General features: G+C 52.1%; 15 protein-coding genes. 1 reads left to right on the top strand and 14 read right to left on the bottom strand.

Annotation, left to right across the window (positions count from 1 at the left end):
* Positions 1–33: 33 nt before the first annotated feature.
* From NTW12_10525 to NTW12_10495, 7 genes are all read right to left on the bottom strand, one after another.
* Entirely contained in the window at positions 34–225 is a 192-nt protein-coding gene (locus NTW12_10525) for a hypothetical protein (protein MCX5846769.1), read from the bottom strand.
* Positions 226–280: 55 nt separating this feature from the next.
* Positions 281–1,729, bottom strand: a complete 1,449-nt coding sequence (locus NTW12_10520) for a tetratricopeptide repeat protein (protein ID MCX5846768.1) — start codon at positions 1,727–1,729, stop codon at positions 281–283.
* A gap of 243 nt (positions 1,730–1,972) precedes the next feature.
* A complete protein-coding gene (locus NTW12_10515) occupies positions 1,973–2,866 on the bottom strand; it encodes a PfkB family carbohydrate kinase (GenBank protein ID MCX5846767.1) in 894 nt (297 codons plus the stop codon).
* Between the two features lie 39 nt (positions 2,867–2,905).
* Positions 2,906–3,769: a nitroreductase gene (locus NTW12_10510; GenBank protein MCX5846766.1), complete on the bottom strand. Its 864-nt coding sequence runs from the start codon at positions 3,767–3,769 to the stop codon at positions 2,906–2,908.
* Between the two features lie 89 nt (positions 3,770–3,858).
* Positions 3,859–4,992 carry an MFS transporter gene (locus NTW12_10505; protein ID MCX5846765.1) on the bottom strand — a complete coding sequence of 378 codons (1,134 nt, stop codon included), beginning with the start codon at positions 4,990–4,992 and terminating at the stop codon, positions 3,859–3,861.
* Positions 4,993–5,106: 114 nt separating this feature from the next.
* On the bottom strand, positions 5,107–5,385 hold the full coding sequence (locus NTW12_10500) for a helix-hairpin-helix domain-containing protein (protein MCX5846764.1): 279 nt from the start codon (positions 5,383–5,385) through the stop codon (positions 5,107–5,109).
* Between the two features lie 127 nt (positions 5,386–5,512).
* Positions 5,513–5,719 (bottom strand): PspC domain-containing protein, encoded by a 207-nt coding sequence (locus NTW12_10495; GenBank protein MCX5846763.1) that lies wholly within the window; start codon positions 5,717–5,719, stop codon positions 5,513–5,515.
* A gap of 316 nt (positions 5,720–6,035) precedes the next feature.
* On the opposite strand from NTW12_10495, the gene NTW12_10490 reads away from it, so the two are divergent.
* Entirely contained in the window at positions 6,036–6,716 is a 681-nt protein-coding gene (locus NTW12_10490; protein MCX5846762.1) for a response regulator, read from the top strand.
* A gap of 38 nt (positions 6,717–6,754) precedes the next feature.
* Here the strand turns inward: NTW12_10490 and NTW12_10485 are convergent, their stop codons facing one another.
* From NTW12_10485 to NTW12_10455, 7 genes are all read right to left on the bottom strand, one after another.
* Positions 6,755–8,560, bottom strand: a complete 1,806-nt coding sequence (locus NTW12_10485) for a hydrogenase iron-sulfur subunit (GenBank protein MCX5846761.1) — start codon at positions 8,558–8,560, stop codon at positions 6,755–6,757.
* Between the two features lie 15 nt (positions 8,561–8,575).
* Positions 8,576–9,184 (bottom strand): FAD-dependent oxidoreductase, encoded by a 609-nt coding sequence (locus NTW12_10480; GenBank protein ID MCX5846760.1) that lies wholly within the window; start codon positions 9,182–9,184, stop codon positions 8,576–8,578.
* A gap of 123 nt (positions 9,185–9,307) precedes the next feature.
* The gene (locus NTW12_10475) at positions 9,308–10,471 is read right to left on the bottom strand and encodes a (Fe-S)-binding protein (protein MCX5846759.1); all 1,164 of its coding nucleotides are present in this window, start codon (positions 10,469–10,471) and stop codon (positions 9,308–9,310) included.
* Positions 10,468–10,899, bottom strand: coding sequence for a hydrogenase iron-sulfur subunit (locus NTW12_10470; protein ID MCX5846758.1), 432 nt, complete (start codon positions 10,897–10,899; stop codon positions 10,468–10,470). Before NTW12_10470 ends, NTW12_10475 begins: the two co-directional genes overlap by 4 nt.
* A 67-nt stretch (positions 10,900–10,966) precedes the next feature.
* Positions 10,967–14,341 carry an FAD-dependent oxidoreductase gene (locus NTW12_10465; GenBank protein MCX5846757.1) on the bottom strand — a complete coding sequence of 1,125 codons (3,375 nt, stop codon included), beginning with the start codon at positions 14,339–14,341 and terminating at the stop codon, positions 10,967–10,969.
* A 2-nt stretch (positions 14,342–14,343) separates the two neighbouring features.
* Complete coding sequence (locus NTW12_10460; protein MCX5846756.1) at positions 14,344–14,922, bottom strand: 2-oxoacid:acceptor oxidoreductase family protein; 579 nt, start codon at positions 14,920–14,922, stop codon at positions 14,344–14,346.
* Positions 14,923–14,933: 11 nt separating this feature from the next.
* A partial coding sequence (locus NTW12_10455) for a hypothetical protein (protein ID MCX5846755.1) occupies positions 14,934–15,174 on the bottom strand: 241 nt, incomplete at its 5' end.

The raw sequence follows: 15,174 nt of genomic DNA, 5'->3' as shown, positions 1-15,174 counted from the left end.
AGGGATATGGTTTATGATGATGGGGACGAGGGACTACTTTTCCGGGCGATTCTCCTGCCAGAGCATGTATGCGAGGACTCCAAAAATTACGGCCGCGACAGCACTCGGCCATAAGGGAATGGAAATGCCATTGGCGATGACTTCCGCTCTGATAAAGATGCGAAGAAGATGCGCGAGTGCAATAAGGGTACAAATCAGTATGGCGATGGTTGTAAAAGGCTTCATAGTTTAAAACAGGGCCCCCTGTCCCTTTTTCCTCCCGGAAAGATGGCGGTTATGATTACCAGCTCATTCCCTTTTCCCTCAAGATCGATTGACAGCGTACATGTCCCAGCTTTGCGCACATTGTATAATCGCTGATTGCGCCGTCAATATTGCCTGTGTTGGAATAAATATCAGCACGTTTGGCATAGGCCTCTGACATTTTTGGGTCAAGATCGATGGCCCTGCCGTAATTATCAATAGCCTGCCGGCGATATCCCGCATTGTCATATGCCGACCCAAGGCTGAGATAGGCCATGGCATTGTGAGGGTCCAGTTCGATGGCCTTATTGTAATTCGCGATAGCCTGCTCGCGGTTCCCTAAATTGAAATACGCCAATCCACGGTTGACATAAGCCATTGCGTTTTGGGGGTCAAAATCTATTGCCTTGTTGGATTCCTCGAGAGCTCGCTGATGATCACCTAAACTGCCGTATGCGGAACTGCGATTTGCATACGCCATCGAAAGTCCCGGGTTAAGAGTAATGGCCTTATCGGCATCTGCAAGGGCCTGTTGATAGTTTCCTGAACTTATCTGGGCAGCACTGCGGCTGAGATAGGCCATTGCATTGTTGGGGTCCATGTCGACGGCTCTATTGGCATCGTTAAGAGCTTGCTGATGATTATGCAAATGGACATTTGCGATCCCGCGGGTGACATAGGCCAATGGATAGTCCGGGTCCAGCGCGATGACCTTGCTTGAATCCTCGAAGGCCTCCCGGTAATTGCCTGAAGCGGCATATTCAGCTCCGCGATAGAGATAGGCCAATGCGTACTCCGGATCCAGCGCGACAGCCTTATTGTAATTTGCCAGGGCCTGTTCGCGATTTCCTGCATTATGATATGCCAAGCCACGATTGACATAGGCTTCCGTATATCCGGGATTGAGTTGAACAGCTTTTGTGTTTGCAGCGATCGCCTCACTGTAGTTGCCGAGCGTGAGCGATCCGAGTCCTTTGCGAAACCAATCTATGGCGCTTAATTCTTTTATCGCTTCATGATATCGGTCTCTTTGTGTCTTATCCCTTTCAAGTTTCTGTAGTACGGCCGCCGCTCTTTTATTTGTGTCCTCAAGCTTCTTGCTTTTCTCCCTGTCTTTCCGTAGGGAATCAATGGCGTTGACCACCTTCTTTGGATCAGCCTTTATTGTTGCCTGCATCCAATACATTTTACCGTCCCACTTTTCCTTGCGTATCTCCGTCTGAACAATGCCGGCGGACAAGGCTCTGATGTGATCTGTTGTCATCTGAAAGTCCATAACGGCTGTGGAAGTTTCAAGAAAGGCAGCCAGCTCTTCTAACAGCAGTTGCCTGACCTGTTCAAAAGCAATAGTCCGGGAAGAGGCCTTGCTGTCGAAGGCGCCTGCCTGATAGGTGTATTCCTTCATGAAGGTTTTTGTTTCAGCGGAAGCGGGAGGAACAGATATAACAAGGAGCAACGCAATAATAAAAGGCATTGTTTTCTTCATAAGCTGCTTCCTGTTTATAGAAATCCCGGGAATACCCATCAGGATTTTGTAATGTTGGGCTCAATATCCATTTGAAATTTAAGAGAAAAGTATACCTGAATAGGGAATCAGTCAAGTGGTTTTTCGTGATTCTGTGAAGAAGGGACAAGGTGAAAGTTTCAAGGACCAAGGCAAAAGAAATCTGGATCCCGGATCAAGTCCGGGATGACAGGGATGGGCCGAAATGACAAGGGGGGTGGAATATCAATATCCCTTGTTTTTTAATTCATCGTAGGTGGGAATTCCTTTTCGTCCTCCCATCTGCGTGCTGACCAGAGCCGCAGCCCAGGCTCCAAGGTCGAGGCACTTTTCCGCATCCCACCCGTGCACGATGCCGTAGGTGACGCCTGCGTGGAATACATCGCCGCACCCTGTGGTGTCTATTGCCTTTACCGGATACGCGGGCTTTTGAATAATCCGGCCATCGACCAGGGCTATATATCCTTTCTCTCCCAGGGTGACACCGGCGAAACGGGCTCCCAGCCCTGATAGGATGCGGCAGGTCTCCAGGTGGTTTTCCGCCATTGCCTGCGAAAAAGTTTCCGAAGTGATAAAGCAGTCACTAAAGGGGACAATATCCAGCATGCCCTCCCGGAGAGTTCCCGCGTCCACAACCACCGGGATACCGGTTTCCCTGGCCTTGCGACATGCGAAGATTGATGCCTCCGCAAAAAGTCCGTCCGTGTGGAGGGCCCTGCTTCTTCGGAGCACCTCCATATCCAGCTCATCAGGCTGTAACGGCATCCCCGTCGGTCTCTGCCAGAAGATAGTTCTACGGCCTATGCCGGGTTCACTGACGATAAAGGCAAACTGGGAAGAATGGCCCTCTCGTATGATAAGGCCGCCTGTGTCGATACCTTCTTTACGAAGCGATTTCGCAATGGTTACGCCGAAGACATCATTTCCCACAACGCCGGCAAAATAGCAGGGCAGCCTCCAACGGCTCAGGGCGACGAGCGCCGTTGCCACAACGCCACCTCCCTGAATATCCATATTCGTGAATTCGCATTTTACATCGGGCGGCGGATATGCCGCTATTATCCCGATGTAATCAAGGGCACTCTGACCAAGACCGAAGATAGGGGAATCAGTTTCCAATACAATGTATCCTGTCATTGTTAAATGGGGTCATTAAAATTAACCTGCCCAGCTTACGGTGTATTCAGTCAGCCTGTCCGGCTTTTCTATCTTCGGTTCCTGGATGACCCATTTGCCTTTCAGGCCAAGCTCTTTGGCGGTGAGTTCGAAGTGGCTCATCGCAATGCCCATATCCACACGCTGCAAATCCGCCAATCCCAGGAGTCTGAAAGTAAGGCTGTTGCCATACCCCCTGGTCCTCTGAAGGTAAAAGTGCCAGGCGTTCCCGTCTTTGATAATTCGCCACGGCTGCTTGTTTGAAGCGGACGGCCCTATCCGTACCATTTCAAGCGGGACAGCATACGCTCCGGCCTCATCAGGAGAAAGAGGAACTCCAAAACTCTCCCGGAAGAACATGTTCTCCCCGGGCTGCCGGTTATGTCCTCCTACAAGCTGGCGCATCGTGACCCCGGACCGGCCTCTGTCTGCACTATATCCGATGGACGCTACCGCCGGAATCAACTCCCCCTCCTCCGCCGAAATCTTCTTCGCAAAGCGGCTCCTGGTGAATGTTCCTCCAAGCCAGCATGTACCCAGCCCGATGTCCGTCGCAAACAGAATGGCGCGCTCCATCACATAGCCATAGTCTTCCAGGTTCATTTCGGAATGCCCCACGGCGCCCATGATAAAACCCGTTGCACCCTTGATGAATCCGTACGTCCCCAGTCCCTTCAGAGAGTTTCGATCCTGCTCTGTTGCGGCGATAAGTTGAAAACGCGCCGGTGTACCAAACGGTCCTGTCCCTGTCGAAGATATGAAACCGGCCAGGCTTTTCCGCTTATCTTTCGCGATGGGCTTTTCAAAATATGACCGGCAGGAAAAGCGCTGCTTGATGATTTCTGTCACGGGTTTACTGTAGAGCATTATTTTTCTCCCTTCTTTTCACAACTGTCACACTCTTTCACAGAAAGTGCGAAAGAAATGAAGAGTATGTTTATACATAAGACAGCGTACTAACTCCCGGGCACGCTCCGCTTCGCCGGCACGGATACGAACATTCCGGCAAAACAAAGGGCAGCGGCAAAAAACATGACCCCGCGGTATCCCCATCCCTGGGCAATAAGGCCACCGAGCAGCGGCCCTACGGCATTGCACAAATTCAGTGTAGACTGGAATATACCGCCGGAAGTACCCTTTTCTGCCCCGCTTCGCAGGACGATGAGCAGCGCGCCGACATAAAGACAGGACCAGGCCACGCCCATGAGCGCCTGTACTATGATCAGACAAAACCGGTCGGTTACAAAAATGTATGCCGTAAACACAAAAAGTGAAAGAAGTTGACCGTAAAAAAACGTTTTGAATTCAGAAAACCGCTCCAACTGGCGCATAACCACAAACTGCACGGCAAAGTTAACCCCCCACAAAAGACCGATCCAAAAATTATCGAGGCCTATAGAGGCCAGATACAGTGGAAAAATGATCCAGACGGCGCTGGCTCCCAGGTGCCGCAGGAATACCGCAAGGTAAATCCTGTAATCCCGGCGCATGACGTGCCACATATTGGGGGGTTTGGAGAAATGGTGTGACGGCACTTTTTTAAAGGCCATGGAGAGGAAAAAGGCCATCAGGCAAAACAGAAAACTAAGCCAGAAAAGAAGCTTGATATCACCGATCAACGCTGACGCCACGGCGCCGAAAATCCAGCCGAGGGATCCGTAAGAGCTGTATTTCCCCATATTGGCGCCGGATTCAAACGCGTAGGTAATGATTGCCGCAACAGCGATGCCCAGGGAAAACCCCACAACCGCCCGAACAGCTATTAACACCGGAACACTGTGGGCCAAAAGCTGGATGGCAAAGGCCGCGCTGCTTATCAAAAGCCCCCACCGCACAAAAAGAAGCCTTCCCAGATGGTCGGATTTCCACCCCGAAAAAAGAGAAGAAAACAAAAATGCGATCCCGTAGGCGGCGCCCACCAGCCCGATCTCAAAATCAGACGCCCCCAACTGTGCGCCAAGCAGGGGAATAAAAATAAAGGAAGCCATAGCAGCAAAGCTGAGACAAAAATTAACGAGGCCTATCAGCCAGCGGTGCGACCACTCCTTTGCCAAATCTTCTCTTATAATAACAGCCTCTTGTTCTACCATGATCGCTTCTTAGCACAAAAAAATAGCGGTTGCATTACTCCAATAAAATAAACCCCGGTTAGCACCTCCGGGGCTTATCTTTTTTTAATCACCAAAACGTATTGTTCACATCTTCTACGAAAGTTGTTTTACGACGATCTTGTCCTTTATCTTTTCATAGACGTCAGCAGGTATAATTTTCTTCGTTTTGAGCTGATCCTTTTTTGCATACGGACGACCACTAATGATCCTCTGTGCGTAAGCTGCACTGATACCGGGTAGGGTCATCAGCACTTCTTTGTTTGCGGAGTTGATATTGATTAATTTAACCTCATCCGCTGCAAAGCCGGCAGTGCTGATAAATACCAGGGCAAGACTTATCATAAAAATTCTCAATAAAACTTTTTTCATCATACTCTCTCCTCCTCAATTACCGTTTTAATGTGGAAAATTAATATTCCTTATACCGTGCGTTGTCAACACATGATTACCAGCCATCTGCCATATCCTTTAGATATAGAATATCTTTAATCTTGTGATCCTAAACCCGATCTTGAAATGCATCAGGTTTCTTCGGAATTATAAGCCACATTGCCAGATAGGCAAGAATACCGAATCCAAATGAGAACAGAATTGCCATAATAAAGAGAATTCTTATCAGCGTCGGATCTTTGTCAAAGTATTCCCCGATACCTCCGCATACGCCGCCGATCTTTTTGTCGGTGTAGGATAAATACAGTTTTTTCATGCAAGGCGTCTCCTGGAACCGTTTAACGATATCGTCTATCTTGCTGCCTGAAAGAGTAAGGAAAATAATTATATCTGTCAATGGAAATCAACGAGGTATTGATTTCCTCCTTGCCGTATAATTTTGTGAAATTTCAGGTGATCACTGCTTTCTATCGAAAATTAATAACAAATTTATCTTGACATTTCCTTCATTTTATCCCAAAAAAGCACAAATAAAACAATCACCGATCAGCGTCATCTTGAATGCTTAATGAAAAAGCGACTATCGGCAGTTAATGTATTGAACACCGGTAAATAATGTGTCCGCAAAAGCTATGGATAACTTAATATTGATCGAGCGGGAACTCACGTACCTGGGTCTATTGGAGAAAGCCCGGGAAATTTACAGTGAGTTGGGTCAAAACAGCGCTCTATCGTATATTAAATCCAGTTATCACTTATTGAGCAAAGTCTATCACCCCGATTTGAATCCCGGCAATGAAGAGAAAGCAAAAAGTCTGCAGCAGCGGCTTAATCTCATCAGCAAACTGATCAGTCAGACAAGTGATGCTGATCTGATCGGTCTGCTCAAGAAGGGTTTGCATGAAGAAGTTCGGACAAAGAAAAAAATACTGGTTGTAGAAGATGAGTTCGGCCTTCAGGAAACCCTGCGTGATGTTTTTATAATGGAAGGCTATGATGTAAGGGTCGCCGTAGACGGTGAAAACGGATATGAAGTCTTTCAAGAATTTAAGCCTGATCTTGTTTTTACCGATGTGGTTATGCCAAAATTGACCGGTATAGAATTAGTGAAAAAAATTCGAAATGAAAATCCCAAAATTAAAGTTATCTATATCAGTGGATTTTTTGGCTTAAGAAATGTCAAACGCGATTTAAATGAAGACGTTTTAAAATTCGGATACCCCTGCCTTTCAAAACCTTTCAAAATCAGCGCCATGCTGGAATTAGTGGACAAGTATCTCCATAATCAGACCGGCATAGATCTGCATGCGTGATCAGTTGAATCGAGCCTGCCCTCGAAGATTCTGAAAAATCACTCTCGTGACTGTTTTTTCTGCTCCTTGAGGATGCGCAGCGTCCCGGTGATTTCTTCAGGCGTGACGCCTTTTCTGATTTTCTCCATGCGCTCCATGACCTGTTGGAAGCGGAGACCTTCCGCGGCGCTGATCCACTCCAGACCCAGCCTCTCGGTACGCAGGCCGAGTTTCTCCATCTTTTTCCAGATTCTCTTGATACGCCGCTCCGTCCAGTGGTTGGCGTTGATGTAGTGGCAGTCGCCGATATGGCAGCCGGAAACCAGGACTACCGGAGCCCCCCTTTCGAAGGCACGCCAGATGAACTTTTCGTGCACCCTGGCCGAGCACATGGTCCGTATCAGGCGCGTATTAGGCGGGTAGCGGAGCCGTGAGACGCCGGCAAAGTCGGCTCCCGCATAGGAACACCAGTTGCACGCAAAGATCAAGATTCGATCGGCCGCATCCTTGTCCAGGATTGCATCAATCTGCGCCTCGATCTGTGCATCGGTGAAATGATTCATGGTAATGGCGAGCGTTGGGCATTCCGCCGCGCACGAGCCGCATCCCGCGCATGCCGCCTGGGTCACTTTTGCGGCCGTCTTTGCCTTTGTATCCACGGTGATCGCATTGTACGGGCATACCTTGGCACACAGGCCGCAGGAGTTGCATTGATCGGGATTGACTTCCGCCGTAATCGCCTCTACCGTGAGCATGCCGGGATTCATGAGGCGCATAGACCGTGCAGCGGCCGCGGAGGCCTGGGTGACCGAATCCTTGATGTCTTTGGGTCCTTCTGCACAACCCGCGAAGAATATGCCCCGGGTTGCCGAATCCACGGGCTGAAGCTTCGGGTGGGCCTCAAGGTAGAAGCCGTCCGGCGTTGTCTGCAGAGCCAGCATCTCCTGAATCATTTTCATGTCGGAAGGCGGCTCGACGCCAACAGCCAGGACCACCATTCCGGTGCGGTGGATATCCAGTTCGTTCGTCGCCGTGTTTTCAACGGTCAGTATCAGGTCATGGTTTTCGGGGTCCTGTTTGATGTTGCCGGGGAGGCCCCGGATGTATCGGACACCCATACCCTTGCTCCGCCGGAACAGATCCTCGAATCCTTTACCGAAGGCCCTGATATCGATGTAGAACACTTCAATTTCGATATCGGGATAGTGCTCCTTCAGCATGATCGTGCTCTTTATCGTGTTCATGCAGCAGATGTTCGAGCAGTACGGCCTGCCCCGCCGCTGTGAACGGGAGCCCACGCACTGGACAAAGGCGACTGATTGGGGGATTTTCCCGTCCGTCAGGCGGATGACTTCCCCATTGGTGGGGCCTCCGGCATTGATCAGCCGCTCCAGCTCCATGCTCGTTAAAACATTCTCGTAGCGGGTGTACCCGTACTCTTCCAGGATGGTCGGATCATAGGTGTCCATTCCCGTAGCCACGATTATGGTGCCGACGTCGAAGATCACCTCTTCGTCGTTCATGTCGAAGTCGATGCAATGCTTTTTACATTTTTCGATGCACTTTCCGCAGATGACCGGGTTATGACCGAGGCAGTGGGTAATATCCACGGCATACGCAGATGGGACTGCCTGCGGAAAGGGTGAATAGATGGCCCGGCGGGAGCTCAGTCCCATATTGAATTCATCAGGAATGATGACCGGACAGGTCTCGATACAATCCCCGCAGGCCGTACATTCCTTCTCCTTCACGTATCTTGCCCTCTTCAGGATGCGCACGTGGAAGTTGCCCACGAAACCCGTGACCTCTTTTACTTCACTCATCGTCAGCAGCGTAATGTTGGGATGCCGACCGGCATCCGTCATCTTCGGGCCGAGTATTCAGATGGAACAGTCCATGGTGGGAAACGTCTTATCCAGCCTTGCCATGATGCCCCCGATGCTCGGCTGTTTCTCGACAAGCACCACCTTGTACCCCGCATCCGCCAGGTCTAAAGCCGCCTGTATACCCGCTACCCCGCCTCCAATGACAAGGGTGGAGCGCCTGACCGGAACCGCTATCTCCGTTTGAGAATTCAGCAGACGGACCCGTGCCAACGCGGAGCGAACCAGATCCTTGGCCTTGGTTGTGGCTTCCCCTGCATCATGGCCGTGGACCCACGAGCATTGCTCACGGATGTTCGCCATTTCAAGGAGATAGGGATTTAGGCCCGCCTCGCTCACACATTGCCGGAACGTTGCTTCATGCAGCCGCGGTGAGCATGAGGCTACCACTACCCGGCTGAGGCTGTATTCGTGTATGTCACTCTTGACCTGGTTCTGTCCCGGTTCGGAGCATGTGTAGCCCTGGTTTCTGCATATCACGACCCCCGGCAGTCCGCTTGCATACTCAGCCACGGCGGCGCAATCAACCACACCGGCGATATTCGATCCGCACTGGCATACATATACGCCTATTCTAACGGTGTCATCTGGCTTTGTCTCTTCCATTCCTCATACCTTTCCAAATGATGAAGTGTTTTTGCCGGGTAGAACAGGCGTCCTGCCTGTCCCCTATGTTTTCGATTCTGACAGGCGAGACGCCTGTCCTACGGATATTTTATCCTTTCTGTTCTATCCGCTGTACTCGATCTGGTCGGCAAGAACGGACATGATATCACGTATTTCCATTTTTATCTTTTTCCCATGGTGCAGCCGATCCCGGATGGTGCATGTCAGGTGAATCATGCACTTGGGGCACGCGGTAACAAGCAGGTCTGCGCCGGTCGCCCGGGCCTCCTGAAGCCTCTGTACCTGAATCTGCTTGGAATAGGCATCGCAATTGATAAAACCGCAGTTCCCGCAGCATGTCGCGCTCCTGCCCGAGTTTTCCATTTCCAGCAGCTTCATTTCCGGAATCAGATTGAGCAGTTCCCGTGGGCCGGAAAAACGGTCCAGCATGCGAACGAGCCTGCATGGGTCCTGGAAGGTGACTTTCCTTTTCAACGGTCGAAAGTCCATTCCACCCCTATGCAATTCCCGCTGCAGGAGGTCCATAAGCAGGGTAACCTTCATATCAAACCCGCGTATGACCCGGGGCATATGTTCACTGAGAACCTGGAAGCATTCAGGGCATGAAACGATGATTTCCCTTACTCCGGCCTCTTTGAATGACTGATAGTTCAGCCGGCAGAGGGCCTCAAAGTTTTCCGTATCCCCCGTCCAGAGCAGGTCGTGACCGCAGCATCGTTCATTCGGCAAAAGCAACGGTTTGATATCCAGGAAGTTCAGGAGACGGACACTGTCCTTCACAATGGAAAGCGTATCCACCTGGATGCCGGCAAAGAAGACATCAAAATAGGGTGCGCATCCGGCGAAGAACGCCACTTCACCGGATGATGCCACCCGGATACTGCTATCCACCCAGTCAAGCCGGTTCTGCTTAAGTCCCGGGTCGGTCATCATCCTCATCCAGGAATGGATGGCCCCGTCATGGGCCCTGTAACCCTTTAGTCCCTTTGTTTCGGCCAGCAGCGTGCGCATTTCCAGGATGAAACGGTTGAAATCGACGCCCGAAGGGCAGCGTTCGCGACACATTCCGCAGGTAAGACACTCCCAGACCGAGTTTTCGATATAGGCCTCATCTTCCCGCTCGGCAATCACCTTGTGCACCAGAAGCCTGGGAGAGTATTCTTTACCCGTAAGCCTCCGCGGACAGGATGTGGTGCACTTGCCGCACTCCAGGCACTGGTAGAGTGACATGTCCACAATCATCTGATCGATCTTATGGTCCTTCACCTTTTCAATCCCTCCGCTTTCCGGCCTTTTTTTGCCTTCAGAGGACCCAGTGATTCCATTTCCCCTGTAAACTTCCACACGGTTTGGACAAGCGCTACCTTATCATGGGCGCCAAATGTGTGTTCCACCAATCGCTCCTGGGGAATGCCCAACAGGTGGAGAAGCTTGCGGACGCGGTGCACGTTTTCATGGCCTACCTCCGGTCCCGGGCCATAACGGCAATCTTCGTCCTTGCATTCCAAGAGGATTACCCCGTCCGCCCCATACTCAAAGGCCCTCAGGATCAGCGCCTGATTGATGCGGCCTATGCACATCACCCGTATCAGGCGGAAGGTGGACGGCATATTCATTCCCGTCATCCCAGCTGCGTTGTAGCAGGCAAAGGGGCTCCAGTTGCAGCATATCCCTAAAATACGAACCTGATCCATATCACTTTTCTCTCATGCTTTTGACGTAACCGCCTAACGCTTCCCTTCCTGGTGGGAGGGAGTATTGTCATTCCTCACCGGCCAGTGTGCCTGCCACGATCTCTTCCAGGAGGCAGTTGGTAAAGTAGGGCATGTCCATGGCCGTTACGGGGCAGCGTCCCACACAACCGCCGCATCCGACACAATTATAACGCAATACCTCCGCCGTGAAAAAGCCACGCTCATTGGCAACCAGCGTGACGGCGTCGAAAGGACATATCTCGACACAGCGGCCGCACCCGCGACATCGTCCCTTATTGACCCTGGGGCTGAGTTCATGGTCTTTCAGAAATGCCTCGGCTGCCGTTGTCGCCACATGCGCAGCCAGGGCGGCCCCCGCCTGGAAAGCCGTCACCCTCTTGAGCGTCCTCGGCATCACACGGTAAACGCCGATCTGGGGGCTATGGAAAAATTTGAAATTGTACCGGTAGAATTTCTTGAGGCCGAACATCCCTTCGGGAATCGCCAGGGGCAGCACATTCAGGTCTGTAAGACACACGATATCCGCGTGGAAATTCTTGCGGACACCATCCTCGCGGACTGTGACCGTAAAATCTCCCAGATGGCCCCTGATTCCCTCAATGAGAGCCTCTTCAACATGCGTGATGCACTCTCCCGGGATGCGGTTTGCCGGTCTTTCCCGGATATCCTTCGGTAAATCCCCCTCACCTTTCAACCTGCATCGATGGATCAGACGCACCTTAAGCCCCTGCATATTCAGGTTAAGCGCGCAGCTCAGGCCCACTTCCGACCCTCCAAGGATCAGTATACGGTTCCCGATCTTTGAGACACCCTGGCGCAGCGGCCCCATGAATCGGGCGCGAATGAATGCCTCCCGCAGGAAATCACGCATTCGCTCAACAAGACTATCCTCGGATGAATCAGGGGAACCAAGATGATCCTTGATGTTGATCGTTTCAAACCGGTATCGGTCAAGGCCGAGCCTGTCAAACAAATGGATGCGGGCGCGATTTCTCTGATCATTGCAGGAAATGCACTGGAATTCAAGAGGGCAACACACGCAGGAAGCCAAAATAACCCTGTTCAATTTATGCTTTCGCACGGCATCGGCAATCAGTTCCGAACCGCGGGGGTGACACGCCGAAAATATCAGCTCACTATGGGCCACGCCCGGCATGGACCGACCCATATCCCGGATACGATCAAGAACGCCCGCCGGCGCCAGGGTCCCGTTGCAGGTGCATGTAAACACTCCGAATCGCACATCCCGGTCAGGCTCAACCCGCTCCGGGCGGGCGGGCGGGCCGGTGATCCTCAGGGCGGAACACTCCGCCATGGCCTGGCCCGCCGAGGAGCTTCCGGCTATCAATACATTCACGAGATCCTTGGCACGCCGGAAATCCCCAACATGATAGATCTCCTTTCCATCGGCAAGGTTAAGGTGGGCGGCCTCTTCATCGCTCGCGATGATTATGGTCGGGCTTGTAATAGTCATGCGCCGGGGAGATATGAAATGATCGATGGCCCCTATTTCAGTGCAAACGCTTTCACAGAGACGGCATTCGGAACAGGCTCTGCATTGAATACAGCGCCCTGCTTCCGCTACCGCCTGTTCCGCGGTGAGGCCAAGGTCCACTTCTTCGAAGTCGTGTCTTCTCACCTTCGGTTGACGCTGTGACATCTCCGGCCGAAACTTTCGGGGAGTGTCTGCGGAAATCTCTACGTGCTCTCCTGTGCCGCGTGACTCGTCCGGAGGCATACCCCACAAGGGAAATGCCGCCGTCAGATATTCGACAACCCGCGCAGCGGCCCGTCTGCCCTGCGCCATGGACCCGACTACGGTATCAGGTCCTGTAACCACATCCCCGGCGGCAAAAACACCCGGATACGACGTAGAGAGCCTTTCATCCACGCTAATTCTTCCGCCCCGGCCTATAATAAACTGACTGCCGAGACCCCCTTCCTGCAAATGGGGTTGTTGTCCTGTGGCAACGATAACCGTGTCGGCCGGTCGGAAAAACTCTGAATCCTTCACCGGTTCGGGTTTTCTGCGGCCGCTTTCGTCGATGGCGCCGAGCTTCATGCGGATCATTGTGAGGCCGGATACTTTTCCTTTTCGGGAAACAATCCGGATCGGCGCTGCCAGATATTCGATCTTAACGCCTTCTTCCTCAGCCGCCTTGATTTCAGATGCATGCGCCGGCATGTCTTTGCGCTTTCGGCGGTAGCAGATCGTGACGGAGTCCGCACCCAGCCGGATGGCGGACCGGGCAGCATCAATGGATGAGTTGCCGCCGCCGATGATGACCACGCGTCCCCGGATGTTCGGATCTCTTCCGGTGTTCAGGTTTTTCAGCATCTGCAGGGCGCCGAAGACGCCGTCCGAATCTTCACCGGGAACATTGAGGCGAAGATCACGGTGCGCGCCGGTGCACAGAAGTACGGCCTTGAAACCCTGGTCGAGGAGGTCTTTAACGGAGTGGACCGGCGTGTCGGTCTTGATTTTCACACCTGCATCCACAATGGCCTGTATCTCCGCATTCAGCGTGTGGCGCGGGAGCCTGAAGGCGTTGATTCCTACACGGAGTATTCCTCCCGCCTCGTGATGGGCCTCGAATATCGTTACGCCGAAACCCTCCCGGTTGAGGAAATAGGCAGCCGTAAGGCCGGCCGGACCGCCACCGATGATTGCTATTTTTTCCGACCGTTTAGTATTTTGAATTATCGGCAACTGAGGAGTTCGCTTTGTCATCTCCTGATCAGCAAGAAACCGTTTGATGTCGCATATCGCCACGGACTGGTCCAGCATGCTGCGACGACAGGCTTCCTCACAGGGGTGGTGACAGACCCGTCCGCAGATGCCCGGAAGAGGATTGTCTTCCCGGATGATTGTGAGGGCTTCGTCAAACCGGTATGCCGCTGTCAGCGCCATATATGCCTGAACGTTCACGCCCAGGGGACAGCTTGCCCGGCAGGGACTCATCTTACGCTTGTCTAAGTCCAGCGCCCGGGAAGGGCAGTAGGCAGGCGTTCTTCTTAAGGGAGGATGGTCCGTATCCTTTAGCGGGCAGATATCCATACACCGTCCGCAGCCGGTACAGAGATCATAGTTCACATAGATGGGGTCCTGGATAATGACGGCCTCATAACCGTCAGTGCCCTGTTTGATTACCTCGACCCGTGCGTGGGTCATAGCCGTCACCAAAGGATGGCGAGTTACCTGGAGGTAGAGCGGTCGGAACTGGAAGTCTAAATCTACCGGCCATTCGGTAAAGTGTTTTACCCCCCCCGGAAGTTCCAGGAAGTGAATTGCCTTTGTAACCCATACGAGCGGCAGGCCTGACTGTGAGAGGTCCTGAGCAACCTTGAGGGCGCCGTATCCGGAACCAACCAGGAGAATTGCCTTTTTCCGGTTATTATTGAATGAGGGGAGATTGCGCATCGCTAATCCTTGAGCTTGTCCTTCTTTGCCCGGCTCTTGAGTATAGCCTCGCCGTATTCGCGGCCCCGTTCGAAGGCCTGCGCATTGATCTCTCTTGTCGGCTCCGGGACAGAAGTCAGTACCGCTTTGCGCAAAGCCTTTACGCTTATGAGATCATACACTGCAGAAAAAAATCCAAGCATCACGATATTCGCCATCATCTTGTTGCCCAGCTCTTCAGCAAAGCGGGTCGCCGGAATATGGTAGGTGATGAAACTCGGGTCAAGTTTTTTTGTCTGGACAAGGTCCGTATCCCAAATCAGAATGCCGCCTCTGCGCATGCTGCCGACATTCTTGGAATAACCTTCCTGGCTCAAGCAAATGAGGACATGCGGCTCCTTTACATAAGGAAAGAGGATTTCCTCTTCATTGACGATTACCTGTGCCGAACAAGCGCCGCCCCGTGCCTCGGGTCCGTAGGCCTGCGTCATGCTGGCAAAATTGTTATCGTAAAGGGTCGCGGCCTTTCCCAAAACGTCACCGGCCATGATGATTCCCTGTCCACCGAAACCCGTTATAACGACATGCCTCTCATGTTTCATGGTTACAAACCTCACTGCCCTGCCTGATTTCCCGGCGTGACCTTACTGCCCATATCCGGCCAGTCACTCATTTGACCTTTGCATGCCTGTTGATAGCTGTCGATAAATGTCGGTCTTTCCGTGTCCACAAACTTGCCCAGCACAATATGGCTGCTGAAGTCCATGGGTGCATCTTTCGGGTCTATGTCGTTCCGAATGACCGATCGCTCGTGATAAAACTTCAGTGTATCCAGGGCATTCCCTATTTTATTG

It is taken from the genome of Deltaproteobacteria bacterium, from assembly GCA_026388545.1.
In the GTDB taxonomy this organism is placed as follows: domain Bacteria; phylum Desulfobacterota; class Syntrophia; order Syntrophales; family UBA2185; genus JAPLJS01.
This window is presented reverse-complemented; position numbering and strand designations above follow the sequence as displayed.

Excerpts from the sequence above, each read along its gene's own strand:
- NTW12_10480 (MCX5846760.1), bottom strand. The coding sequence starts at position 9,184 with ATGGAAGAGACAAAGCCAGATGACACCGTTAGAATAGGCGTATATGTA.
- NTW12_10495 (MCX5846763.1), bottom strand. The coding sequence starts at position 5,719 with ATGAAAAAACTGTATTTATCCTACACCGACAAAAAGATCGGCGGCGTA.
- NTW12_10510 (MCX5846766.1), bottom strand. The coding sequence starts at position 3,769 with ATGCTCTACAGTAAACCCGTGACAGAAATCATCAAGCAGCGCTTTTCC.
- NTW12_10485 (MCX5846761.1), bottom strand. The coding sequence starts at position 8,560 with ATGACGGATGCCGGTCGGCATCCCAACATTACGCTGCTGACGATGAGT.
- NTW12_10465 (MCX5846757.1), bottom strand. The coding sequence starts at position 14,341 with ATGCGCAATCTCCCCTCATTCAATAATAACCGGAAAAAGGCAATTCTC.
- NTW12_10470 (MCX5846758.1), bottom strand. The coding sequence starts at position 10,899 with ATGGATCAGGTTCGTATTTTAGGGATATGCTGCAACTGGAGCCCCTTT.
- NTW12_10525 (MCX5846769.1), bottom strand. The coding sequence starts at position 225 with ATGAAGCCTTTTACAACCATCGCCATACTGATTTGTACCCTTATTGCA.
- NTW12_10500 (MCX5846764.1), bottom strand. The coding sequence starts at position 5,385 with ATGATGAAAAAAGTTTTATTGAGAATTTTTATGATAAGTCTTGCCCTG.
- NTW12_10490 (MCX5846762.1), top strand. The coding sequence starts at position 6,036 with ATGGATAACTTAATATTGATCGAGCGGGAACTCACGTACCTGGGTCTA.
- NTW12_10460 (MCX5846756.1), bottom strand. The coding sequence starts at position 14,922 with ATGAAACATGAGAGGCATGTCGTTATAACGGGTTTCGGTGGACAGGGA.
- NTW12_10505 (MCX5846765.1), bottom strand. The coding sequence starts at position 4,992 with ATGGTAGAACAAGAGGCTGTTATTATAAGAGAAGATTTGGCAAAGGAG.
- NTW12_10520 (MCX5846768.1), bottom strand. The coding sequence starts at position 1,729 with ATGAAGAAAACAATGCCTTTTATTATTGCGTTGCTCCTTGTTATATCT.